The organism is Streptomyces sp. NPDC101776 (assembly GCF_044766845.1).
In the GTDB taxonomy this organism is placed as follows: Bacteria; Actinomycetota; Actinomycetes; order Streptomycetales; family Streptomycetaceae; genus Streptomyces.
In genome coordinates this window covers 42,826-66,227 of record NZ_JBIWMV010000007.1, presented here as the reverse complement: position 1 = coordinate 66,227, position 23,402 = coordinate 42,826, and the positions used below count along the sequence as shown (strand labels likewise).

The following is a 23,402-nucleotide window of genomic DNA, read 5'->3' as shown; positions in this document are numbered from 1 at the left end:
CGCCTGCCCGTCGCGGGCGGGAACGTGGCTGAGGGCCCCCGTGGCGAGGGGAGTTCCCCGCGCCTGGAAGGCGGTCGCACCACGCCGTAGTCCGCGACGGCGTCTGTTGCTGATGAACACGCTCCAGGCATTCCGGCTCGCCCGGCGGTGCCGGGCCTACGGTTGCGGGTCAGCGCCGGGTTTCGACCGGCTTCCCCTGGAACTTGTTGCGTATCAGCCGGATTTGAACATGATTCACAGGGAGCGTCAAGGTGGGGCACAGGTCACCTCGCGGGTTGTCCGAAGCGCCGGTGGCGACGGGGTTGCCGGTCGAGTACCGTCCCGCACTGCCGAGTGGGGGAACCTGGTGAGACTCCGGGGCTGACGCGCAGCGGTGTGGGACGGCAGGGGGTCGTCCCGAGCCCGAATGCCCAGGCGGCGAAGCACTTTTGGTAGCCGGTCCACGCGTTTCGGACACCGGCCACGCCCGCTGCCGCGCAGCCCGTCAGGGCCCCGGCGCGGGCCCGGTCGGCGTCCCTCATCCCAGGAGCAGGCCATGTCCCGTACCGTTGCCCTCCGTCGCGGCGTCCTCACCGCGACAGCAGCACTCGGCGCGTTCGCGCTCACCACCTTGCCGGCGGCGGCGACCGCCACCCCGGCGCAGCTCGCCACCTCGAAGACGAACGGCGTCGCGTACCTCAAGTCCCTTCAGGCGGCGGACGGTTCGTACGCCGGATCGGGCTTGTCCAACGAGTGGGCGTTCAGCGCGCTCGCCGCCGCCGGCACCGCCGCCGTGGACGTCACCCCGGGCGGGGACACGACCAAGAACGCGAGAGCCGTCTACCGCGATCTGCTGTCCGCGAGCGCCTGGCCCTCGGCCTCGCCGGTGGTCACCGACTACGAACGGGCCACGCTCAACGCGAACGCGGCGGGGATCGACCCCGCCCGGGTGTCCGCCTCCCGCAACCTCGTCGCCGACATCTACGGCTACTGGCAGACCGCGGAGACCGGCTACTTCGGGCCGTCCGCCAACTTCAACGGCACCGTCTTCGCCGCGCTCGCCCTGAACGGCGCGAGGACGACGGCGGGTCAGATCCGTGTCCCGCAGGCGCTGCGCGACGCGATCGTCACCCGGGTCCGCGCCAACCAGCACAACGACGGCGGCTGGAACTACAGCAAGGCCGAGGGCGACGCGACCCAGCTCGCGGCGGCGAGCGACATCGACATGACCGGGGCGGCGATGGCGGCCCTGTGCGTGTCGGGAGTGCCGAACACGGACACCGATGTCGTGCAGGCCAAGGCGTTCCTCAAGAGCAAACTGATCGCGGCCAGCGGCGCGTTCAACGCCCTGTTCGGCGTCAACACCGACTCCAACGGCTGGGCCGTCTCCGGTCTCAACGCCTGCGGCATCAACCCGCAGACCGGGGACTTCCTCACTGCCCAGGGCAAGACACCGGTCGACTTCCTCATCGCCCAGCAGTTCAACCCGGGCGGCGGCTTCAAGTACCTGCCGAGCGACACAAGTCCGTCGGCCTACGCGTCGATCGACGGGCTGCGCGCGGTGGTTGGGGGCGGCTTCACCGCCGTTCCGCCGACGCCGGTGACGTCCGGCGCGCCCCGGTGGGTCGGCCAGTCGGCCTTCACTTCGGGTACGGCGACGAAGCTGGCGCTGACCGTGGACGACGGCGCGGGCAACCTCACGGTGTGCTCGGTGGCGCTCACCCCGACCGGCACCACGACGACACTGGGCGCCGTCCTCGACGCGGCGACCAGTGCCGCCACCCCCTCGGGCTGTGTGACCGGCGTGACCCCGTCGTCCGGCACGGGCACGATCACCACGCTCAACGGCAAGGCCAACAGCGGTTCCGGGACCTGGAAGTTCAGTGTCGACGGCGCCGCCTTCGCCGGTGCGAGCCGACAGCAGGTGATCAACGTGGGCGACACGATCGCCGTCCGCTGGGGCGTCTGACACCGACGTCCGACGCCGGCGTCCGAGTCGTAGGGTCGCGGCATGCGCATCGTCTCCCTGCTGCCCGCCGCGACCGACCTCGTCGCCGAACTGGGGCTGTCCGCGCGGCTGGTCGGCCGCACCCACGAGTGCGACTGGCCGCCGCGTGAGGTGGCCGCCGTCCCCGTGGTGACCGGTGCGGACCTCGATCAGGACCGGCTCACCAGCCGGGAGATCTCCGACGCGGTGGGCGGCTCGGCGCATTCCGGCTCCTCGCTCTACACGCTGGACACCGAGGCGCTGGCGACCCTGCGCCCCGACGTCGTGCTCACGCAGGACCTGTGCGAGGTCTGCGCGGTGTCGTACGAGAGGGTCAGCCGGACGGTGCGGCTGCTGGACGCGGACACCCGTGTGCTGAGTCTGGAGCCACGCACGCTGGACGACGTGCTGGACTGTCTGGTCACGGTCGGCGAGGTGCTCGGGGTGCGGGAGCGTGCCGAGCGGCGGCGGGCCGAGCTGCGGGCGCGGCTGGACCACGTCCGCGCCTCGGTCGCCGGGCGCGTCCGTCCCCGGGTGGTGGCGATCGAGTGGCTGGATCCGTTGTGGCCCGCCGGGCACTGGGTCCCGGAGCAGATCGCGTACGCCGGGGGCGAGCCGCTCCTCGCCGCCCCCGGCGAGCACACGAAGCCCATGACGTGGGAGGCCGTGCAGGAGGCGCGACCGGATGTCGTCCTCGTGCTGCCGTGCGGCTTCCCGCCCGAACGGACCCTGCGGGAACGGGACTTGCTGACCCGGCTGCCGGGATGGGACGACCTGCCCGCCGTACGCGCGAATCGCGTGTGGGTGCTGGACGGGCCGGCGTATTTCAACCGCCCCGGGCCGCGCGTGGTGCGGGGAGCGGAGGTGCTGGCGCACGTCCTGCACGATGTGCGGGCCGGGGCGGTGGTGACGTCGGCGGAGGCGCGGCCGTTGCGGGACGCGCCCGAGTGACGCGGGACCGGGTCAGTGGCGGTGCGTCGTCTGTAGGGCCACGACCACGGGCGGCCCGGGCGGGTGCGCGGGCACGTCTCCGGCGTACGGTCGGCGTCCCCGGCCTCGGCCGCGGTTCTCTCGCGCGCGGCAGGGCGGGACCGAAGCGAGTGATCCCGGGACGTGTCGGCCAGGGGATCCGGCCGGCTACTCGTACCGGTACTTGAGGGCGTCCGCCTCCGACTGCTCGATGTCGGCGATCGTCAGCTCCGGCATCCGCAGTTGGGCCAGTGTCACCTCGGCCGAGGTCGGCTGGGCGTCCGCAGGCAGCCACTGCTCCGGCTTCCAGGCCCCGCTGCGCAGCAGCGACTTGGGGCAGTGCGGGTAGACCTCCTCGATCCCCACGACCAGTGCGCTGGCCGGTGGCTTGCCCACGGCGGTCAGCTGGGACAGCAGGTCCGGGCGGGTGGAGACCACGGCCCGGCCGTTCACCCTGAGCGTCGTGGTCCGCCCCGGGATGACGAACAGCAGCCCGGCCCGTCCGGTGGCCACGACGTTCTGCAGGGTGTCCAGACGCTTGTTGCCGGTCGCGTCCGGTATCGCCACCGTCCGTGCGTCCAGGACGGCCACGAATCCGGCGGGGCCGCCGCGTGGGGAGACGTCGCAGTTGCCCTCGGCGTCAGCGCTGGCGACCAGGACCAGCGAGGAGCAGCCGATCAACCGCCGCGTCTGCTCGGTGAGTTCGGTCATCTGCTTGCGTACGGCCGCGTCACGGGGGAGTTCGTAGACCCGGCGCAGCGCCTCCTGGTCACGTACGGCATCGAGATGGAGCGAGTCGAACGCACTGCCGGCAAGTGAGGTCGTCATGCCTCCGAGCCTATGCCGCCGGCCTGCAGGGGACCTCGAAGATTTCCATCGCCGCAGGTCAGCGGCTTGCGCTCGCACGGGCTCCTCGGCCGGCGACCCGGCGCCGCCCGGTCATCCGGCCGCGCGGCTACACCTCGATGTGCCAGCCCATGATGATCGTCCGGTCGCGGGGCAGGCCGAAGTGTTCGGCGGCGTCGGCCGTGATGTGGGAGGTGGCGATGAACAGGCGTTTGCGCCAGGGCGCCATCGTCGGTGCCGGGCCGCGCCGGAGTTCGATCGTCGACAGGAAGTAGGACGCGTCGTCGAGCAGCAACGGCCCCTCCGTGTCGGCCGGGTCGAGCAGCGCGAGGGTGCCGGGTACGTCCGGTGTCTCCATGTAGCCGAAGCGGGCGGTGACGTGGACGATCCCGTCGTCGCCGTAGCCGAGGCCGTCGACGACGACCCGCCGGTCGGCCGGGACGCGAGGCACCGTCTCGGTCTCGATGGAGAGGATCACGACCTGCTCGTGCCGTACGTGGTTGCGCTCCACGTTGGCCCGCATGGCAAGCGGCGCCGTCTGCTTGCCCCGGTTGAGGAACACGGCGGTGCCGGGGACCTGGAGCACCGGCCGCTCCCCGCTGCGGAGTTGGTCGACGAACTCGCGCAACGAACCCTCGTGCTCGGCCCGTTCCGCGGTGACGACCTCACGGCCGCGCTGCCAGGTGGTCATGACGGTGAACGCGGTGATGCCGATCAGCAGCGGCAGCCACGCGCCGTGGACGAGCTTGGTCAGGTTGGCCGCCACGAACAGCAGGTCGACGGAGAGCAGCAGGGTCGCGCCGGTGGCGATCAGCCACACGGGCGTACCCCATTTCGCGCGGGCGACGTAGAAGAACAGCAGGGTGGTGATGGTGATGGTGCCGGTGACCGCCATGCCGAACGCGAAGGCCAGAGCGGCGGAACTGCGGAACGCGAAGACCAGGGTGAGGACGGAGACCATGAGCAGCCAGTTGATCCAGGGGACGTAGATCTGGCCGATGGTGGACTCGGAGGTGTGCGCGATCCGCAGCCTCGGGAGATAGCCGAGCCGGGCGGCCTGGGAGGCGACCGAGTAGGCGCCGGTGATGACCGCCTGTGAGGCGATCACGGTGGCCGCGGTGGCGAGCAGGACCATCGGCCACCGCCCCCAGTGGGGCACGAGGAGGAAGAACGGGCTGCTGATGTTGGACGAGTCGGCGAGGATCAGGGCGCCCTGGCCGAGGTAGCTCAGGACGCAGGCGGGGAAGACGAGGAACAGCCAGCCGCGTGTGATGGCCCGGCGGCCGAAGTGCCCCATGTCCGCGTAGAGGGCCTCCGCGCCGGTGACCGCGAGCACCACCGCGGCGAGCGCGAAGAAGGCGGTGCCGAAGTGGCCGAAGAGGAAGCCGAGCGCGTAACTCGGCCACAGCGCCCGGAGGATGGCCGGGTGGTCGGCGATGCCCACGACGCCGCACGCGCCGATCGCGAGGAACCAGAGGATCATGATGGGCCCGAACACCCGGCCCACCGCCGCGGTCCCCCGGCGCTGCACCAGGAACAGCAGGACGATGATCACCGCGGTGATCGGCACGACCGCGTCGTCCAGCGACGGCTCGACGACCTTGAGCCCCTCGACCGCGGACAGTACCGAGATCGCCGGCGTGATCATGCTGTCGCCGAAGAACAGCGACGCGCCGAAGATACCCAGCGCGGTCAGCGCTCCGGCGGCCCGCCGGCCCCGTTGCGAACTCCAGCGCCCCACCATGGTGATCAGCGCCATGATGCCGCCCTCACCCTCGTTGTCGGCGCGCATCGCCAGCAGGACATAGGTGACCGTGACGATGACCATCACCGACCAGAAGACCAGGGACACCACCCCGTACACGTTCTGGGTGCTGACCGGGACCGGGTGCGGGTCGCCCGGGCTGAACACGGTCTGGAGGGTGTAGATCGGGCTGGTCCCGATGTCCCCGAAGACCACTCCGAGCGCACCGATCACCACCGCGAGCCGCACCGCGTCCCGCGCGCTCGCCGGTCGCGTCTCCGGCGGCCCCGCCGCGGACGCCTCGTCCGGCGCTCCCGCCTGCCCACGATCTGCCATGGTCGTCCTCCTTCTGGCGGACCGCGGTAGTGCGGGCCCGGTGCGTCGGGGCGGACACTACCCATGCGCCGGCGCGATCGCCCGCAGGTGCGCGCGGCCGGCGAAAGATCCAGGTCGGGGCGTCGGCGGCAAGCGGGGTGCGTCCTGCCTCGCCCCGCAGGTCGAGTTGCGCCGCGTCGCCCCGTCCGGACGTAGGCTCACCGCATCACCGCCACCCGAGGGAGCCCCGCCCGTGACCGTCCGAGTGCGCCGTGTCTACGATCCGCCCGAGCCCGAGGACGGTGTGCGCGTCCTGGTCGACCGGCTGTGGCCGCGCGGCCTGTCCAAGGAGGCGGCCCGGGTGGACGAGTGGCCCAAGGCCCTGACCCCGTCGACCGAACTGCGCCGTTGGTACCACGCGGGCGAGGGGTCCTACGACGAGTTCGGCAGCCGCTACGAGGCGGAGCTCGCCGATCCCGAGGCGGCTCAACTCCTGCACACCTTGCGGAACTTGGTCCGGATGGGGCCGGTGACCCTGGTCACGGCGGTCAGGTCGCCGCAGGAGAGTCACGCCTCGGTGCTGGCCCGCCTCCTGGAGGGGTGAGGAGACGGGCCCTGGCACGGCTCGGTCAGGCTGTCTGTTTCGCCGCCGCGCGTCCCGCCGCACGGCCCGAGAAGAGGCAGCCGCCGAGGAACGTGCCTTCGAGGGCGTTGTAGCCGTGCACCCCGCCGCCGCCGAAGCCGGCGACCTCGCCCGCCGCGTAGAGCCCGCCGATCGGCTTTCCGTCGGCGGCCAGCGCGCGGGAGTCGAGGTCGGTCTGGATGCCGCCGAGGGTCTTGCGGGTCAGGATGTGCAGCTTGACGCCGATCAGGGGGCCGGCCGCCGGGTCGAGGATGCGGTGCGGGGTCGCGACGCGGCCGAGGCGGTCGCCGATGTAGCGGCGGGCGTTGCGGATGCCCTGGATCTGGGAGTCCTTGCTGTACGGGTTGGCCATCTGGAGGTCGCGGGCCTCGATCTGGCGCCGCACCACGGCCGCGTCCAGGAGCGGCTTGTCGGTCAACTGGTTCATCTTCTCGACCAGTTGCTCAAGATTGCCGGCGGTCACGAAGTCCGCGCCCTTGCGCAGGAAGGCGTCCACCGGGCCCGGGGCGCCCTTGCCGAGCAGCCGGTCGCGCAGCACCGCCTTCCTGTCCTTGGCGGTGATGTCGGGGTTCTGCTCGGAGCCCGAGAGCGCGAACTCCTTCTCGATGATCTTCTGGGTGAGGATGAACCAGGAGTGGTCGTGGTCCGCCAAGTCCGCTGTCGTCCGCAGGTACTTGAGGGTGTTGAGGGTGTCGTAGCCCGGCAGGCACGGGTCGGGCAGGCGGCGGCCGAGGGCGTCGAACCAGAGGGAGGACGGGCCGGGCAGGATGCGGATGCCGTGGCCGGGCCAGACCGGGTTCCAGTTCTGCAGGCCCTCGGTGTAGTGCCACATGCGGTCGCGGTTGACCAGGCGTACGCCCGCCTCGGCGCTGATGTCGAGCATCCGGCCGTCGACGTAGGCGGGGACACCGGTGATCATCTCGGCGGGCGGGGTGCCGAGGCGCTCGGGCCAGTACTGGCGGACGATGTCGTGGTTGGCGCCGATGCCGCCGGTGGTGACGACGACGGCCTGCGCGGTGAGTTCGAACTCGCCGATCGCCTCGCGGCTGGAGGAGACGCCCCGGGCCGAGTCGTCCTCGGCGAGGACGGTGCCGCGTACGCCGCGTGCCTCGCCCTCCGCCACGACCAACTCGTCGACCTGGTGGCGGTGGTAGAAGGTGAGGAGCCCGTCGCGGGCGGCCTGCCTGGCGTAGTCCACGAAGGGTTCGACGACTCCGGTGCCGGTGCCCCAGGTGACATGGAAGCGCGGGACGGAGTTGCCGTGTCCGTGGGCGCGCAGGTCGCCGCGCTCCGCCCAGCCGACGGTGGGCAGCAGCTTGATGCCGTGGCTCTCCAGCCAGGGCCGCTTCTGACCGGCCGCGAACTCGACGTAGGCGCGCGCCCAGCGCACCGCCCACGCGTCCTCGTCGTCGACGCGGTCGAAGCCGGCGCTGCCCTGCCAGTCACTCCAGGCGAGGTCGAAGGAGTCCTTGATGCCGAGGCGGCGCTGCTCCGGGGAGTCGACGAGGAACAGCCCGCCGAAGGACCAGAACGCCTGGCCGCCGAGGTTGGCCGCGTTCTCCTGGTCGACGAGCGCGACCCGGCGTCCCTGGCTGGTCAGTTCATGGGCCGCGACCAGACCGGCCAGACCGGCTCCGACGACGATGACGTCCGCATCCATGGCGACCGTTGCCTTTCTCAATCGAGAGCGCGACTGCCGTCGGTCAGCAGCGCGGTGAGCAGTTGCTTGAGCCAGACACGGGCGTGCTCCACGTCCTTGTCCAGCAGCAGTTGGGTGGTGACTCCGTCGTACGCGGCGATCACCGCGTGGGCGGCGCTGTCGACGTGGTCGAGCACGGCGGGCAGTGCGAACCGGCCGGCCGCGCGGGCGAGCCGATCGGCGATCGCCGCGCGCAGCCGCGCCCGGTGGTCGAGCAGGCTCTCCGCGACGGCCGGGTTCCTGGCCGCGTGCACCAGGAAGTCCGTCTTGACCAGCAGCCAGTCCAGGTCCAGGAGGAGCACGTCGGTGACACGGTCCACGGCGGCCGGTACGTCGAGGTCCGGTCCGTCGAGGGCGAAGGCACCGGACACCTGGTCCGCGATCAGCTCGGCCCGCTCCTGGTAGAGGGCGAAGAACAGCTCGTCCAGGCTGTCGAAGTTCGAGTAGAAGGCGCCCCTGCTGTACCCGGCGGCCTCGCAGACCTCCTCGATGGAGACCCGGCCGTATCCCTTGGCGGCGAACACCGCGAACGCGGCGGCCAGCAGGTTGGCCCGCGTACGGACACGGCGCCTGGTCACACGCTTGGGCGTCACCTCAGTCACCATGCCCGGACCTCCGTTCGATACGCGAATGTATCCGATACATCGATGCATCAAAAGAGCCGGGTTCATATTGGAACAGATATTCGAATAAGGAGTACGCTGGTCCCATGACCGCGCACCACCTCCAGGCCTCGCTCTTCGACCAGACCGACCAGCTCCGCCTCGGCCCCCTCGACGGGATCCGCCGTACGGCACTGGGGCTCGGCGCCTGGATCGACGTGCTTCCCGGGTGGCTCGGCGGCGCGGACGCCCTGTTCGAGGAGCTGGCCGCCGAGGTGCCGTGGCGCGCCGAGCGCCGTCAGATGTACGACCAGGTGGTGGCCGTACCGCGACTGCTCGCCTACTACGGCGCGGACGACGCGCTGCCGCACCCGGTGCTGGCCGAGGCCCGGGACGCTCTCTCGGCGTACTACGCACGGGAGTTGGGCGAGCCGTTCAGCACGTCCGGGCTCTGCTACTACCGGGACGGCCGGGACAGTGTCGCCTGGCACGGCGACCGGATCGGGCGGGGTGCCCGCGAGGACACGATGGTGGCGATCCTCTCCGTGGGCGCGCCCCGCGATCTGCTGCTGCGTCCGCTGCGCGGCGGCGAGTCGCTGCGGCGCCCGCTCGGGCACGGCGACCTGATCGTGATGGGCGGCTCCTGTCAGCGGACCTGGGAGCACAGCGTCCCCAAGACCACCCGCGCCGCGGGACCGCGCATCAGCGTGCAGTTCCGCCCGCACGGCGTGCACTGAGGCGGAAGGGCGGCCGCTTCGGAACGCACGCGGGGGCCGCCCCCGGCGGACGGCGCCGGGGGCGGCTTCCCCCGCCCGCGCCGGGACCGTAGGCGTCTGGTTGGCTGGACCCCGAACTGCACCACCGGGCAAGGGACGATCATGCGGGCAGAAGTACGCCAAGTCGCCGACAACACCTATCTGGTGCACGGCAACAACACCAACTGGGTGATCCTCACCGACGGCGACAGCGCCACCCTGGTGGACACCGGATACCCGGGGGACCGTCAGCTCCTGCTCGACTCCCTCGAGCAGGTGGGGAGTTCACCGAAGTCGGTCGCGGCGGTGCTGATCACCCACGCCCACAACGACCACCTCGGTTCGGCGGAGTATCTGCGCGACACCTACGGCACCCCGGTATACCTGCACGAGGCCGAAGTGCCGCACGCGCGGCGGGAGTTCCTCCAACAGGTGACCGTCGGGGACGTCTTGAGGAACGTCTGGCGTCCGGGAGTCCTACCGTGGATGGTGCACACGATCCGTGTCGGAGGCACCGAGCAGCATCCCGTCGCCGTTCCCCAGGCATTCGCGGGTGCGGGCCCGCTCGACCTGCCCGGCCGGCCCGTCCCCGTGCACACCCCCGGCCACACGAGCGGGCACTGCGTCTTCCATCTCCCGGACCGCGGGATCGTGATCTCCGGGGACGCCCTGGTGAGCGGCCACCCCACCTCGCGGATCAAGGGACCGCAGCTGCTGCCCGACATGTTCCATCACGAGCGCGACCGTGCCGTGGCCTCGCTGGACATACTCGAAGGACTGGACGCCGACACCCTGCTGCCCGGTCACGGCCCGCTGCACACCGGTCCGGTCCGTGAGGCGGCACGGCGCGCCCGCGAACACGCGATCTAAGGTCACCCCATGGCACTGCAGATCAACGCGACCAACCCGGAGCATCCGGTCCTCCTGCTGGAGCTGCCCTGGGACGTTCCCCTGGAGGAGTGGCCCGACGAGTACCTGGTCCCGCTGCCGCGCGGCATCTCCCGCCACGTCGTGCGCTACGCCCGCGCCGGCAGCGAGGTCATAGCCGTCAAGGAGCTGGCCGAGCGGCCCGCGCTGCGCGAGTACGAGCTGCTGCGCGACCTGGACCGGCTCGGCATCCCGGCCGTCGATCCGCTCGCCGTGGTCACCGGCCGGGCCGACGCCGACGGCGAACCGCTGGAGCCGGTGCTGATCACCCGGCACCTGGGCGGCTCGATGCCGTACCGCTCGATGTTCGAGACGACGCTGCGCCCGGCCACCATGCACCGGCTGATGGACGCGCTGGCCGTGCTGCTGGTGCGGCTGCACCTCGCCGGGTTCGCGTGGGGCGACTGCTCGCTGTCCAACACACTGTTCCGGCGGGACGCGGGCGCGTACGCCGCGTATCTGGTGGACGCGGAGACCGGCGATCTGCACCCGAGGCTGAGCGACGGACAGCGGGACTACGACCTCGACCTCGCCCGGGTGAACATCAGCGGGGAGCTGCTCGATCTGGAGGCGTCCGGGGCGCTGCACCCGTCCGTCGACCCGATCGAGTTCGGCAGGGAGATCTGCGCCCGCTACCAGGGGCTGTGGGAGGAGCTGACCCGTGTCTCGGTGTACCCGGCGGGCAAGCACCACTTCATCGAACGCCGGATCCGGCGCCTGAACGAACTCGGCTTCGACGTCGCCGAGATGCAGATCGAGCACTCCTCCAACGGCGACACGGTCACGTTCGTGCCCAAGGTCGTCGACGCGGGTCACCACCAGCGCCAACTGCTGCGCCTGACCGGCCTGGACGCCGAGGAGAACCAGGCCCGGCGGCTCCTCAACGACCTGGAGAGCTGGATGGCCACCCAGGACGACTACGTCCCTGGCGATCCCCTCGCCGCCCGGCCCGAGGTGCTCGCGCACCGGTGGGTGCGGGACGTGTTCCGGCCGACCGTGCGGGCCGTACCGCTGGAGCTGCGCGGGTCGATGGACTCGGCCGAGATCTACCACGAGCTGCTCGAACACCGCTGGTACCTGGCCGAGCGGGCCCAGCACGACATCGATCTGGACACGGTGGTCGAGGACTACCTCAAGAACATCCTGCCGAAGGTGCGCGAGACCCTGGAGCCGGCCGCGCCGGAGTGACCCGGCTCAGTCCGCGGCGGGGGCGGCCGTGGTGCCGCGGACGACCAGGCGGGGCCGGACGACCTGCTCGCGGTCCGGGACCTCCTCCCCGTCCAGCCGGGCGATGGCGCGGCCGACGGCGAGTTCCGCGAGGCGCGGAACGTCCTGCGCGACGGTGGTGAGGTCGATGTGGGCGAGCCGGGACAGGCTGGTGTCGTCGAAGCCGACCACGGAGATCTCGCCGGGGACGGTGACGCCCGCCCGCAGGAAGGTGTCGAGGACGCCGGTGGCACAGCGGTCGTTGAAGGCGAGGACCGCGCCGGGCCGGGGGGGCTCCGCGACCAGGGTCCTGGCGGCCCGCGCGCCGTCGTCCTCGGTGAGCCCGCCGGGCAGGACACGGACGTGGTCGTCGAGGCCGTGCCGGTGCATCGCGGTGCGGTAGCCGCGGCGGCGGTCGGCGGCGCCGGGTGCCCGGCCGCCGTCGATGTGGGCGATGACGCGGTGGCCGAGCGCGACGAGGTGGTCCACGGCCTGCCGGGCGCCCTCCTCGTCGTCGGTGCGGACGACGTCCACGCCCGGCGGGGCGGGCCGCAGCCGCCGCGCCACGGAGACCACCGGCACCTGGGTCGCGAGCTGTGCGAGGCGGGCCGCCGGGACCTCGGGGCCGAGCAGGACGAGCGCCTCGCACCGGTCGGCGAGCAGCGCCTCCACGGCCTGCCGCTCACCGCGTGTGGGCGCGACCGCGCTCAGCGCGATTTGGTAGCCGGCGAGTTCGGCGGCGGCGTAGATGCCCTCCACCAGGTCGGTGTGGAAGGGGTGGCGCAGCCCGAACTGCACGCCGAGCAGGCGTGAGCGGTTGCTGCGCAGCACCCTGGCCCGGGTGTCGGGCCGGTAGCCGATCTCCTCGGCGGCCTTGAGGACGCGCTCACGAGTAGTGGCGCTCGCGCCGTAGGCCCCGCGCATCACGATGGAGACCAGCGCGACGGACACGCCCGCCCGGGCCGCCACATGGGCCAGGGTGGGCCGCTTGCCGCCGGGGAGCGCGGGAGGGGCCGGCACGGATGTCCTTCCGGAGGAACGGGACGGGCTGTTCGTTCCGCGCATCGTAGCTGCTCCGGGGGTTCCTGCAACGTTCTAGAAACATGTCGTGCGAACTCTTGACACACGGTTCCGGCGGTGGCGTACTACTGCCATCTAGAACGTTCTAGAAGAGGGCGAGCAGTCATGTACACGTTGGCGGTCTGTGCCGAGATGGTCTTCCGGGACCTGCCGATCCACGAGCGGGCGCGGCGCATCCACGAAGCCGGATTCCAGGTCGAGATCTGGGACTGGACCCGGCACGACCTGGACGCGCTCACGCGGACCCCGGCCGAGTTCTCGTCGATGACGGGCTACATCCGGGGCAGCCTCACCGACGAGGCGGGCGCCGCCGAACTCCTGCGCACCGCCGAGGAGTCGGTGAAGGCCGCCGACCAACTGGGCTGCCCCCGGCTCAACTTGCACGGCACCGGCCTGGACTCCGAGGGGCTGCCGGTGGTTCCGGTGACCGGCGAGCCCACCGGCCCGATGTGGATCGCCGCCCACCGCACCCTGACCCGCCTCGCCGAGCTGGGCGAGAGCGCCGGCGTCACCTTCACGCTGGAGAACCTGAACGCGGCGGTCGACCACCCCGGTGTGCCGTTCGCGACGGCCGCCGACACCCTGGCCCTGGTCAAGGCGGTGGACCGGCCGGGCCTGCGCATGAACCTGGACCTCTACCACGCCCAGATCGGCGAGGGGAACCTCATCGAACTGGTCCGCCGCGCCCACGAGTTGGACCTGATCGGCGAGATCCAGGTGGCCGACGTCCCCGGCCGCCAGGAGCCCGGCACCGGCGAGATCAACTACCCGGCGATCGCCCGCGCTCTCGCCGACATCGGCTACGACGGCACGGTCGCGATGGAGGCCTGGGCCTCGGACGGCGACGGCGAACGCGCCCTGGACCGCTTCCGCACCGCGTTCACCCTCTGACCGGAGAACCTCCATGAGCAACCGACTCCCCCTCGCCGTAGGACTGGTGGGCGCGGGCCGCATGGGCTCCTTCCATGCCGAGACCCTCGCCCGCCGACTGCCCGGCGTCCGCCTCGCCGCCGTCGCCGACCCTGCCCCGGGCGCCGCACAGCGCCTGTCCGACCGGCTCGACCGCCCCACCGCGTATACGGAGATCGCCGACCTGTTCGCGGATCCGGGGATCGACGCGGTGGTGATCTCGACTCCGGCCCGCACCCACGCCGACCTGGTCGAGACCGCGGCACGCGCGGGCAAGGCCGTCTACTGCGAGAAGCCGATGGCGACGACCCTCACGGACGCCGACCGCGCCATCGCGGCCGCCGCCGAGGCGGGCGTACCGCTCCAGGTCGGCTTCAACCGCCGCTACGACGCCGGGTTCCGGGCCGCGCACGACAAGGTGGCCGCGGGCGAGATCGGCACCCCACAACTGCTGCGCTCGCTCACCCGCGACCCGAAGCTGGCGGACCCCTCCACCGTCCCGCCGTGGACGATCTTCCTGGAAACCCTCATCCACGACTTCGACACCCTGCGCTACCTCAACCCCGGCTCCGAACCGGTCGAGGTCTTCGCCATGGCCGACGCCCTGGTCCGCCCCGACTTCAAGGACCGCGGCCTCCTCGACACGGCCGTGGTCACGATCCGCTTCGACAACGGCGCCCTCGCCACCGCCGAGGCCAACTTCCAGGCGGTGTACGGCTATGACGTGCGCGGCGAGGTCTTCGGCTCGGCGGGCATGCTGACGATGGGCGACATCCGGCGCACCCATCTGACGTCCTACGGCGCGGACGGCATCGCGGCCGAGACCGTCACGTACGACCAGGACCTGTTCCACGAGGCGTACGTCGCCGAGCTCGCCGACTTCGCCGACAGCGTCCGCACGGGGCGTACCCCGTCCGCGACCGGTGAGGACGCCCGCGCCGCGCTGAGGATCGCGGTGGCGGCCATCAGTTCGGTGGAGAAGGGTGTCCCCGTGCGCATCGAGGACGTCTGAGGTCAGAGGGCGGGCACCACGGCCACCGGGCACTCCGCGTGGTGCAGCACCCCGTGCGCGACCGAGCCGATCCGCGCGCCCACCGCCGTACGGCGGGCGCGCCGCCCGACGACCATCAACTGGGCCCGGCCTGCGACCGACAGCAGCACCTGCCCCGCGCTGCCCATCTCCACGTGCTCGACCACGGGCACGTCGGGGAAGCGCTCCCGCCACGGCTGAAGCGCCTCGGCCAGGCCCTTCTTCTCGTACGGTTCCAGACCGCCAGCCTCGTCGAGCAGCTTCATGGAGCCGGGGCTGTAGGCGAACACGGGTGGCAGCGTCCATGCCCGTACGGCCCGCACGGTGGCGCCACGCGCAGCCGCCGTCTCGAAGGCGAAGCCGAGCGCCGGGGCGCTGTCCTCGGGGTCTCCGTGCTGGCCCACGACGATCTCGTGCCCGGCGGCCTCCCCCGCCGGCTCGTCTCCGGCGCGCACGAGCACGACGGGCCGTACGGCGTCCGCGATCACCTGCTGGCCGACGGAACCGAGCAGGAAGCCGACGACGGGCCCGTGGCCGCGTGAGCCGAGCACCAGCAGTTCCGCGTCGGCGGCGACGGCGGTCAGGGTGTCGACGGGGTCGCCCTCCATGACGTCGGTGGTGACGTCCAGGCCGGGGTGGCGTTCGGCGAGCGTCCGGGCGGCCTCGGCCGCCGCGTCCCGCACCCAGCGGTCCTGGGTGTCCCGGTCCCCCGTGTCGAGCGCCCGGTGCTCCTCGTACTGCCAGACATGCGCCACCCGCAGCGCCAGCCCCCGCCGTACGGCCTCCCGGCCCGCCCAGGCGAGTGCGGCGAGACTCTCCGCCGATCCGTCGACCCCGGCGGTGATCGGTCGTGTCATGCGGTGGCCTCCCGGTGGTGCGGTCACGTGCGTCGGGCCCAGTCTTCACTACGGTGCCCGCATGACCTTGGAGTGGGAGCAGGTAGTGGTGGACTCGGCCGACCCCGTCGCACTGGGGCGCTGGTGGGCCGAGGCGCTCGGGTGGGTGGTGGTGGGCGAGGCACCGGACGAGTTCGAGATCCGGCCGACGCCGGAACGCCTGCCCGGGCTGCTGTTCGTGCCGGTGCCCGAGAGCCGGACGGTCAAGAACCGGCTCCACCTGGACTTCCGGCCCGACGACCAGGAGGCCGAGGTGATCCGGCTGCTGGCCCTGGGGGCGCGGACCGTGGACATCGGGCAGGGCGAGCAGTCGTGGGTGGTGCTCGCGGATCCGGAGGGGAACGAGTTCTGCGTGTTGCGCTCCGCGCGCCCCTGAGGCCCCCGTCTCGGGCGTAGCGGAGCGCACCGGGGCGATCGACCATACGATGGTGGGGAGCCGGCGCGGTGACAACGGCGCCGCCGTGCCGTGAAGCCGACCACTCGGGGTGGGAGACGTATGGCACAGGCCGCCGAAGCCGCGCGGACCGTCATCATGACCGTGGACAAGTGCCCACCTACGGGTTACCAAGAGTGAGCAGTGCGTGATCAAGGAACCCGCAGGTCAGGGCGATTCACTGAAGCGAATCGAGCCATGATCGCGACAGGGGTTACGCAAAGGCTGTTTCGCTACGCCCCGTAGCTGGAGTCTGCCCCGCTCGGAGGCGTGCAGGCATGCGGGCGGAGCGTGCCGACGACCACGTTGGCACCCCGCGTGGAGGGCTCCACGCCGTTCGGCGTGAAGGTGGGCATGCCGACCATCAACGCCTTCAAGGCGCGCTCCTAGTCCATGGTCACCACGTCGGGCATGAACGGCTCGGCGTTGATGAACACGGGGATGCTGGCACTCTCCGTGCCCTCTCGTTGTTGGTAGGCAGGAGCGCATCCCTGCCCTCGCGGAGCACTGCCCTGCCCTGCGTGGCGGGCGTGTGCCGCCGCGCTGCCGGAACCGCAGCGCGGCGCACGGGGGTCAGCACTGGCGAGTCAGCCACACGAGGGGGAAATAGGCAGAATTAACCCGGTATGACCCAGGGGTGTTAAACCGGGGCGCCACAGGGAGGGATGAACCCTCCCCGCGCATACGTCCCAGACCCCTCAGGCTCAATCCCAGAGATCACCCTTGGCGCTGCGTGGCCACCGCGTTCGTGTATAGCTCCCGGGTCAAATCGTCTGCCTCGATGCCCAGTTCGGCCAGCACCGCACGGACATCGTCCAGTGCGGCCGTAACGTCGTCCTCGCTGGTCAAGGTCTCCAACTCCAGGAACGTCCCATCGATCTCCGGAACCCGAACCAGGGTCGCGAGCATCTGGCGTCCCCGGGCCTCGAAGTCGTAATTTCGGCACCGCTTCGAGAAGGCGATCACTGGGGCGTATCCGAGCCCCCGAAGGATCGCGTGCGCCGCTTCGGAGTCCGCGACGCGGGTCTCGTACTCAGGTTTCGAGCCGGACTCTTCGTCGACCGTCGCGCCCTTGAACGTCACGAGCGACCGCAAGCCGTCGGGTCCATGGACCGTCCGCACGCGTAGCTCTTGGTCGGCCTTCGTCAGTGAACCGTCCGGCCGGTCGTAGTAGCTGTCCTGATAGACCTCGACACGTGCCGTGGCACGTTCGTCGAGCCGCCGCATGACTGCTTCTGGCGCGTGCACACGGGCCTTCAACTCGGCCTCGATCACAGGGCGTTCCTCTCTTGTCAGACCGTGCGCTGCGCGCCGTCGGTGATCGCATCGAACATCCTGCGGAACCCCCGGTACAAGGGCCCATGGGGTGTTTCCATGATCTTGTACGTAGCCGACTCGTGGCCTTCCCATCCTGCGTCGAAAGCGCTGACGAACAGAGTGGAGTCGGTCCGGATCAGTCGCCAGGTCGGCAACATGGCGTACCGCCAGACGCCGATGTCGCACGCGCCGACCAGTTCCCTCAGCCGCGCTTCAGCGAGCCGGACGCCGGACGCCAACGACTCGGCGGACTCCCCGATTTCGGCCGCACGACGGACAAGGGCGGGGCCGTCCGGGTCCAAAAGCAGGACGCGCACTCGCACGTCCCCGGCGCCCAGGTCATGCGTCAGATGCGCCCTCAGCAGTGAGTCGTTGAGTCCGATCAGACCGAGACCGCGCACGGCGAGTACATCAATCTCCTTTGCGCTGCGGGCATGCTCCTGGATCTCCTCGGCAGCCGAGTGCTGGGAGGCGTAGACCCGGACGACTTCGGGGAACGCAGCGAGGTCGAACGCCGGTCCGCCGGAGCGCTTCTCTCGGCTTGCCGCCAACCCCATCAGGTGGCGCGCGTCATCCGGCATCCGCAGGCCATCGGCGATGCGCTCGATCACGTCCAGGCGCCCCACCTCCCGCCGCCCATGCAAGATCTCGGACACTCGGGCCTGCGACATGCCGACGGCCGTTCCGATTCGCCCTTGACTGGCGCCCGCGTACTGCTGGACGCAGCGGAAGACACGACCGATGTCCCGGGCGCGCAGAGCCTCGCGCATCTCGGCCTTCTCCCATGCCCAGTCGGGCAGTTCGATCGGAGTCGTCGCGGTCGTCATGGCACCCCGTATCGCTGAACCGATGGGAACCCATCCCACGGTGAGATTACAGCCGGGGAATGGGGGTGGACACAGGGTGTGGCCAAGGGTGTTGGCATGGACGTCAAGACCACGATGACCGGCCCCATTGATCTCCCTCTGCCGCTGATCGAACCGCCCCCGGTTGCCGGGTGCGACGTCTGCGGAGCGCTCGTCCGTGCACGGGAAGAAGCGCGTCAGAACGGCGACCTGAGCAAGGTCACGGATTTCAACATCGAGATGCGATCCCACCAGGCGGCGACGTCATGAGCGCGCCGACCGTTGACACGGAGACCATGAGCGCAGAGTGTGCGGTCGCCCAGAGGCCGGAATACCGCGATCTTCACGGTCAGTGCGACCAGGCGGACATCCCGCTCCCGGGCGGCGGCGGGATCTTGCTTCAGCGGCGGTGCGCGTGCGCCTGCCACCGACGGAAGGCCGACGTCTCATGACCGCGAGCGTACGAGTGTGCCGCGCATGCGACGAGGTGATCACTAACCCTGCTGACGCAGTGGTGGTTGCCCACGAACTCAGCAACTCCGGTCCCGGGTGGGATGTGTACGCCCACCGCGACCATGCCGACAAGGTAGAAATGATCGACCCGGACCTGCTCCGGATCATGACGCGCATCTGGACTGCGCGCGGGAGAAGTCAGGGAATCGATCATGCCTGAGTGGTGGCAAGGATTCACGGCCGGAGTGTTGCTAACCCTGCTGATCTGGCAGGCCAGTGCTTCTATCCGTCGCACTAACGCCCGTATCCGCGAACTAGGCGCGGATACGGCATACAACTTCGAGCAGGTTCGCAAGAAGCGGCCAGACCTCTTCAACAAGAAAAGGCGGACCGGCAGGTCCGTCGAGCGCTCTGAGCAGGGAAAGAAGAAAACTTCGGTGCCGAACCGAGGCAATCGCGGCAACCCCGAGGCCATCACTCGCGCAATGGCGCGTCTCGATCGGGAGGGGATCGACTGGCGTGCCGAGCAGCCTCCGAATGAGGGTCATTGATAGGGCGTACGCAGAGGGTGCGCAGATAGTCGTCTCTCAATTGCGCACACGGCCCTAAATGCACCCACATTTGCGACAGCATGGATCAAAGTCGACAATTCCCGGTCCCGAAACACCCGAGAATTCAATTCCGAATTTGCCTCGATAATTTGCGGGTGTATTTCTGGAACGAAAAAGCCCCTGGGGACTCCAGGGGCTTTTCTTCTGCCCTGTTAGACCTTCACGCCTGAGCCATGGCTTAGTACGGAGGGTGAATTTCTGACAGGTCAGACGTGCACAGTCTGATGCACAGTCTCAGGCTCCGCCGGTGTAGGTCCACGTCGCTCCCGAGAGGTACCCGGAGGTCGGACTCGTGGCATCGGTTGCATTGGCAAGGTCTCGCGCCGGAGCGCCAGTATTAGGAGCCGAGAGGGGTTGTGCGAAGTACGGGGCAGCCGAGCCCCCCTTCAGGCCCTGCATGGGCTGTGAGCCCGCCTCGCGACCCGGGTCGCCGGAGAGATCCGTACCGGGTACTGCGCGAGTGGCGGTGTCCGTCACTGGTACCCCATTCCCTGGTAACTCTGGGTGGAGTTCGTATTCCCCTGCGAATGCAAGAAATCCATGAGTTCCTGCGGACTCGTTGCGTTCTGGATGCGAGAGATCAACTCCAGTTGAGTATTCATTGGGGCCGCGACGCCAACGGCTCCGGCCTCCTGCATTCGTGTCAACTGGAGGATCTCAGCCTGTGTAAGCCGGGAGTTCGGATAGGCATTGGAAGCCTGTGGGCTGTCGCCCTCCATTAGCTCCATCAAGGCAGCCTTTTGCTCCTCCAGCTCTTTCTTCAACTGCCGGTTCTCCGCCGTGATCGCTTTGACGTGTGCTCGCAATCCCGGCGACCGAGGCGCGTTCTGCTGTGGCTGGGGCTCTTCCTCGTACCCGTACGGCTCGTCATCATCAAAGACGCCGCCGGTGCTGTAGTAGCTCATGCTGTAGTCGCTCATGGTGTCCCCTCCCTTTCTGGCCGCTCGCCCACCGGGGGAGCGGCGGGCGAGGTTCCGTCGCCGAATCTAGCGACCTCCACTGACATCTCCGGGTGTGCGTCCAGCGGGATACCTGGACCCCTGAGCCGGCTCCATCGGTATGGAGGCCTCCATACCCAGCTTCTGGGCGACGGTGTTGAAGTGCTCCGGTGTCAGTTCGCCGATTGCCTGCGATGGGGTGGCAGGTACCGGCCGGAAGGCGAAGCAGTGGACTCAGCTCCCGGACGGGCATACCGCGTCAGCGCCGGGGAGTCCTGGAAGTTGCGCCACCTACGGCCGATCCGGTTTCGGTGCGGTCCTCGATGTCCCGTTCTCAGTCGGCAGGGTTCATCCCGGTAGTAGGGCCGCGTGACACCGCACGCGGTCATCTCGGGAGTGGGGGTCATAGGATCGTGTTCCTTCTCGTGTCGGAGAGGATTCGTGGCCCCCTGGCGGTGATGGCGCTCGGGGGCCACATTCATGCGGCGGGGGTCTCGCTGCGGATGAACGCGCGGCCGAGATCGAGCAGCGTGCGCACCGTCCGGTAGACGTCGGGCGTGCCGCTGTAGATGGCCATGACCGCCTCCTCGAAGATGTGCTCGGCGACGCTCCCCGCCATCAACGACTCGCGCTTAACGGCCTCGACGAGACCCACGGCGTCGTAGATGACCGACGCGTCGTCGTAGACACCCGTGCCCGCCTCCATGTCCGTGCGGACGCGGATCAGTCGGCGGACGGACTTTTCGAGCCGCTCGACCAGCTCGGGCAGGGGACGGACGCGTTGGTCAACGCCCGCGCGGTAGCCGCGCATCAGCGCCAACAGAAAGGCGCCGTCTGCGTCGGGGGCGGTCATGATTCGTTCTCCTCGGTCGCATTGCGGCAGTTCTCGCAGAGGGGGTGTCCACCAGCTCCATATCGGCGGGTGGGGGTGCGGCATCCAGTACAGGGGCCGGTTTCGATGCCCTGAGAGGTAGTCGCATTGAGTGACTGGCGTTCGGGTTGAGGGGGCGAAGGGAGCGCGTTTCCTTCAAAGGGAGGGAAGGGAGCACGATCGTGGAACGGGGCTCCCTTCGCTCCCTTCGCCTCCTTAGACGAATCTTCGTCACTCTCGGTGTCAGGCCTCTTAAGTGCCCAGACCCATCCGACGCCGGTCCCGCCCGCTTTTTGGGATGCGACTCCGGCCCTCTTCTTGGCCCGCTTGAGGACGTCTTTGGAGAAGCCGTCCCGGTCACCCGCCTTGAGGAGTTCCGTGGCTGCGCACTCCCCGCCGTTCTTCGGGTCGGACAGGAACGTGACAAGCCACTGCGCGGCCTCATCCCGCTCGCCCGTATCCACGCCCGTGGCGCTGGACAACATGTCCTCCACGCCCATCTCAACGGGTCCGGTGAACATGAGACAGCCCACGTTCGCGGTGCCCGTGGGCGTCTCCACGTCCATGCCGTCAATGACATATCCGATGTGCGGAAGGTCCAGCCGACCAAGGCTGTTTTTCACCTGAGTCATCACCTGGTCCTCGCTCTCTCGGTCGCGGGCGAACACGAGAACGGCACGGGCGAGATCCTTGAAGGCCCCGGACCCGGAGATGAGTTGTGCGGCATCGGTGCCGGACGTCTTGTTGAAGTGGGCTATCCCGAGGGTGAGTGCCTTTGTGCGCTCGGCCATGCGGACCAGAGGCTCAAGTGCCTGTCGGACATCCTGTGTCCGGTGGGCGTCCGTGGTCCGGCCGAGCGTGGACATAAGCGGGTCCACGATGAGCGCGGCCACGTCGCGCTCCCTGATGGCCTGCTCGATGAGATCCACGTCCAGCGGCAAGGACACCATCGTTTCCTCGCCGGACAACACGTTCTCGACATCCACGCGGAAGATGCGGTCAAGGTCCGCCCTGGCGGCCATCAAGCGTGGAACGAGAGTGCGGGACCAGGAGTCCTCCACGGCCGCGTACAACACGTTCTTCGGCTGCCCGTAGAACATGCCGGGCAGCGTGCCCTGGGAGAGTTGAGCGGCCAGCCAGATACCGAACGACGACTTACCGGTGCCTTCTCGGCCAGCGGCCAGAGTCAGAGCACCCGCAGGAATGCGACCCTGTCTCAGCTCCGGTTCCCATGCCCAGATGACAGGCTCCGGCTCGATTGCCGAGGCGGGCGTCAGCTTGAGCCTGCGCAGCAAGACGGGTGATTCCTCGGCAGTTTCGCTCTCGTGCCCCGGCGTGTTCGCGTATCGCTCGCCGGATGCGTACCGACCGAAGATGTCCCGCAGCGTCGCCTGCGCTTCCTCCCAGGCATACGGGTGTTGTGCCTTTGGGGGCTGTTCGCACTCTTCCCAGCGAGCGCGGAACAGTTTCTCCGCCTCGGGATAGCTGAGATTGCGGTGACGCAGTCGGCCCGCGTAGGACACGAGCGCGGCATGCCGACCTCCCCCGGAAATGGGACCGGTGTGTTCGTCCGCGCTGTTGTCAACACCCGGCGTGGCCGGTGCCTTGTCACCCCTGGACTTACGGATGAGCGCGGCAAGTTCTGTGCCGCTGTCGTCGTCCTCGGCCTCTTGCATTGCGACAGCATCGAACGGCATGACCCAGCGATAAGGCCTGAGTTCGCCCGTGGTCTTCGAGAGCTTGACCGTGGGCGCGATGAAGGCAAAGCCGCGCCCCCTGCCGTCCGCGTCTCCGGCCTTCACATCGATGCCGGGTAGGACCTTGTCCTTCGATCGCTCCCCGATGGACTTGATGAACGTATGCGTGCCGTCTGACGGGGTGGACGCAGTGCCGTACGCCGTCGGCATAGAACCGTCCAGAGCGGCGCTGTCACCCCCGTTGCGAGGGTCGACGTCGACAAGGTCCACCCCCTGTCCCATGACGGCGCACAGGGCCCTCCCAGGGCGCCACGCGTCCACATAGGCGGGGTCCGCACTCGTTGTGTGCCAGCCGGACGGGAGGGTGTATCCACACCCGTTCGCCCCGCCTGCGGGATCCCATGTTCCGTCTTCTCGTAGGGCGGGATATGCCACAAACACGGGGATGCCCGAACGGGCCATGTCACGTGCAATGTCCAATGCCTGTACGACATCAGGGGGGAGCGGATTCTTCTTGGGCCCGCTTGTAGGGACCTGTGTCACCATGGACACGATTTCCTTTCAACAGCGGCCCCGGACCTGAAAAACGGGGCCGCTGTGTTGTGTGTTGTGTGTCCCTCCCGTGGGATGGGTGCGAGGAAATGAGTGAA

The 23,402-nt window shown here is 69.6% G+C and carries 22 protein-coding genes and 2 riboswitches; of the genes, 11 read left to right on the top strand and 11 right to left on the bottom strand.

Going from position 1 to position 23,402, the window contains the following annotated elements; genetic code table 11:
- Positions 1 to 125: 125 nt before the first annotated feature.
- A riboswitch (cobalamin riboswitch) is annotated at positions 126 to 198 on the bottom strand.
- Positions 199 to 336: 138 nt separating this feature from the next.
- Positions 337 to 412, top strand: a riboswitch (cobalamin riboswitch).
- Between the two features lie 123 nt (positions 413 to 535).
- Positions 536 to 1,948: a hypothetical protein gene (locus tag ACIRRY_RS23065; RefSeq protein ID WP_403975714.1), complete on the top strand. Its 1,413-nt coding sequence runs from the start codon at positions 536 to 538 to the stop codon at positions 1,946 to 1,948.
- A gap of 42 nt (positions 1,949 to 1,990) precedes the next feature.
- Positions 1,991 to 2,917, top strand: coding sequence for a cobalamin-binding protein (locus ACIRRY_RS23060; protein WP_403975712.1), 927 nt, complete (start codon positions 1,991 to 1,993; stop codon positions 2,915 to 2,917).
- Between the two features lie 186 nt (positions 2,918 to 3,103).
- Here ACIRRY_RS23060 and ACIRRY_RS23055 read toward each other — a convergent pair whose 3' ends face one another.
- Together ACIRRY_RS23055 and ACIRRY_RS23050 are read right to left on the bottom strand one after the other, a co-directional pair.
- Positions 3,104 to 3,763 carry an MSMEG_1061 family FMN-dependent PPOX-type flavoprotein gene (locus tag ACIRRY_RS23055; RefSeq protein ID WP_403975710.1) on the bottom strand — a complete coding sequence of 220 codons (660 nt, stop codon included), beginning with the start codon at positions 3,761 to 3,763 and terminating at the stop codon, positions 3,104 to 3,106.
- A 127-nt stretch (positions 3,764 to 3,890) separates the two neighbouring features.
- Positions 3,891 to 5,861: a potassium transporter Kup gene (locus tag ACIRRY_RS23050; protein WP_403975707.1), complete on the bottom strand. Its 1,971-nt coding sequence runs from the start codon at positions 5,859 to 5,861 to the stop codon at positions 3,891 to 3,893.
- 232 nt (positions 5,862 to 6,093) lie between these two features.
- On the opposite strand from ACIRRY_RS23050, the gene ACIRRY_RS23045 reads away from it, so the two are divergent.
- Positions 6,094 to 6,444 carry a DUF488 domain-containing protein gene (locus tag ACIRRY_RS23045; protein WP_403975705.1) on the top strand — a complete coding sequence of 117 codons (351 nt, stop codon included), beginning with the start codon at positions 6,094 to 6,096 and terminating at the stop codon, positions 6,442 to 6,444.
- 25 nt (positions 6,445 to 6,469) lie between these two features.
- On the opposite strand, the gene ACIRRY_RS23040 is transcribed toward ACIRRY_RS23045, so the two are convergent.
- Entirely contained in the window at positions 6,470 to 8,143 is a 1,674-nt protein-coding gene (locus ACIRRY_RS23040) for an FAD-binding dehydrogenase (RefSeq protein ID WP_403975703.1), read from the bottom strand.
- 17 nt (positions 8,144 to 8,160) lie between these two features.
- Complete coding sequence (locus ACIRRY_RS23035) at positions 8,161 to 8,787, bottom strand: TetR/AcrR family transcriptional regulator (protein WP_403975701.1); 627 nt, start codon at positions 8,785 to 8,787, stop codon at positions 8,161 to 8,163.
- 104 nt (positions 8,788 to 8,891) lie between these two features.
- Here ACIRRY_RS23035 and ACIRRY_RS23030 point away from each other — a divergent pair, with 104 nt between their 5' ends.
- The 3 genes from ACIRRY_RS23030 to ACIRRY_RS23020 all read left to right on the top strand — a co-directional run bounded on the left by ACIRRY_RS23030 (position 8,892) and on the right by ACIRRY_RS23020 (position 11,654).
- Positions 8,892 to 9,521, top strand: a complete 630-nt coding sequence (locus ACIRRY_RS23030; protein WP_403975698.1) for an alpha-ketoglutarate-dependent dioxygenase AlkB — start codon at positions 8,892 to 8,894, stop codon at positions 9,519 to 9,521.
- A gap of 141 nt (positions 9,522 to 9,662) precedes the next feature.
- Positions 9,663 to 10,409, top strand: a complete 747-nt coding sequence (locus ACIRRY_RS23025) for an MBL fold metallo-hydrolase (protein ID WP_403975696.1) — start codon at positions 9,663 to 9,665, stop codon at positions 10,407 to 10,409.
- Positions 10,410 to 10,418: 9 nt separating this feature from the next.
- A complete protein-coding gene (locus tag ACIRRY_RS23020) occupies positions 10,419 to 11,654 on the top strand; it encodes a DUF4032 domain-containing protein (protein WP_403975693.1) in 1,236 nt (411 codons plus the stop codon).
- Between the two features lie 6 nt (positions 11,655 to 11,660).
- Here ACIRRY_RS23020 and ACIRRY_RS23015 read toward each other — a convergent pair whose 3' ends face one another.
- Entirely contained in the window at positions 11,661 to 12,692 is a 1,032-nt protein-coding gene (locus ACIRRY_RS23015; protein ID WP_403975691.1) for a LacI family DNA-binding transcriptional regulator, read from the bottom strand.
- Between the two features lie 165 nt (positions 12,693 to 12,857).
- On the opposite strand from ACIRRY_RS23015, the gene ACIRRY_RS23010 reads away from it, so the two are divergent.
- Complete coding sequence (locus ACIRRY_RS23010) at positions 12,858 to 13,643, top strand: TIM barrel protein (RefSeq protein WP_403975688.1); 786 nt, start codon at positions 12,858 to 12,860, stop codon at positions 13,641 to 13,643.
- A 13-nt stretch (positions 13,644 to 13,656) separates the two neighbouring features.
- Positions 13,657 to 14,673 (top strand): Gfo/Idh/MocA family oxidoreductase, encoded by a 1,017-nt coding sequence (locus ACIRRY_RS23005; protein WP_403975686.1) that lies wholly within the window; start codon positions 13,657 to 13,659, stop codon positions 14,671 to 14,673.
- A 2-nt stretch (positions 14,674 to 14,675) separates the two neighbouring features.
- On the opposite strand, the gene ACIRRY_RS23000 is transcribed toward ACIRRY_RS23005, so the two are convergent.
- A complete protein-coding gene (locus ACIRRY_RS23000; protein ID WP_403975683.1) occupies positions 14,676 to 15,548 on the bottom strand; it encodes a universal stress protein in 873 nt (290 codons plus the stop codon).
- Positions 15,549 to 15,609: 61 nt separating this feature from the next.
- On the opposite strand from ACIRRY_RS23000, the gene ACIRRY_RS22995 reads away from it, so the two are divergent.
- Complete coding sequence (locus tag ACIRRY_RS22995) at positions 15,610 to 15,963, top strand: VOC family protein (protein WP_403975682.1); 354 nt, start codon at positions 15,610 to 15,612, stop codon at positions 15,961 to 15,963.
- A 774-nt stretch (positions 15,964 to 16,737) separates the two neighbouring features.
- Here ACIRRY_RS22995 and cyaB read toward each other — a convergent pair.
- Entirely contained in the window at positions 16,738 to 17,295 is a 558-nt protein-coding gene (gene cyaB / locus ACIRRY_RS22990; protein ID WP_403975680.1) for a class IV adenylate cyclase, read from the bottom strand.
- Between the two features lie 17 nt (positions 17,296 to 17,312).
- On the bottom strand, positions 17,313 to 18,164 hold the full coding sequence (locus ACIRRY_RS22985; protein ID WP_403975679.1) for a helix-turn-helix domain-containing protein: 852 nt from the start codon (positions 18,162 to 18,164) through the stop codon (positions 17,313 to 17,315).
- 96 nt (positions 18,165 to 18,260) lie between these two features.
- On the opposite strand from ACIRRY_RS22985, the gene ACIRRY_RS22980 reads away from it, so the two are divergent.
- Both ACIRRY_RS22980 and ACIRRY_RS22975 read left to right on the top strand, forming a co-directional pair.
- Positions 18,261 to 18,452: a hypothetical protein gene (locus ACIRRY_RS22980; RefSeq protein ID WP_403975676.1), complete on the top strand. Its 192-nt coding sequence runs from the start codon at positions 18,261 to 18,263 to the stop codon at positions 18,450 to 18,452.
- Positions 18,453 to 18,847: 395 nt separating this feature from the next.
- Entirely contained in the window at positions 18,848 to 19,186 is a 339-nt protein-coding gene (locus ACIRRY_RS22975; RefSeq protein ID WP_403975674.1) for a hypothetical protein, read from the top strand.
- A gap of 533 nt (positions 19,187 to 19,719) precedes the next feature.
- On the opposite strand, the gene ACIRRY_RS22970 is transcribed toward ACIRRY_RS22975, so the two are convergent.
- The 3 genes from ACIRRY_RS22970 to ACIRRY_RS22960 all read right to left on the bottom strand — a co-directional run bounded on the left by ACIRRY_RS22970 (position 19,720) and on the right by ACIRRY_RS22960 (position 23,022).
- Positions 19,720 to 20,166 (bottom strand): hypothetical protein, encoded by a 447-nt coding sequence (locus tag ACIRRY_RS22970; protein ID WP_403975672.1) that lies wholly within the window; start codon positions 20,164 to 20,166, stop codon positions 19,720 to 19,722.
- A gap of 496 nt (positions 20,167 to 20,662) precedes the next feature.
- The gene (locus ACIRRY_RS22965; RefSeq protein WP_403975670.1) at positions 20,663 to 21,037 is read right to left on the bottom strand and encodes a hypothetical protein; all 375 of its coding nucleotides are present in this window, start codon (positions 21,035 to 21,037) and stop codon (positions 20,663 to 20,665) included.
- Positions 21,034 to 23,022, bottom strand: coding sequence for an AAA family ATPase (locus ACIRRY_RS22960; protein WP_403975668.1), 1,989 nt, complete (start codon positions 23,020 to 23,022; stop codon positions 21,034 to 21,036). The genes ACIRRY_RS22965 and ACIRRY_RS22960 overlap by 4 nt, the downstream gene beginning before the upstream one ends.
- Positions 23,023 to 23,402: the final 380 nt, after the last annotated feature.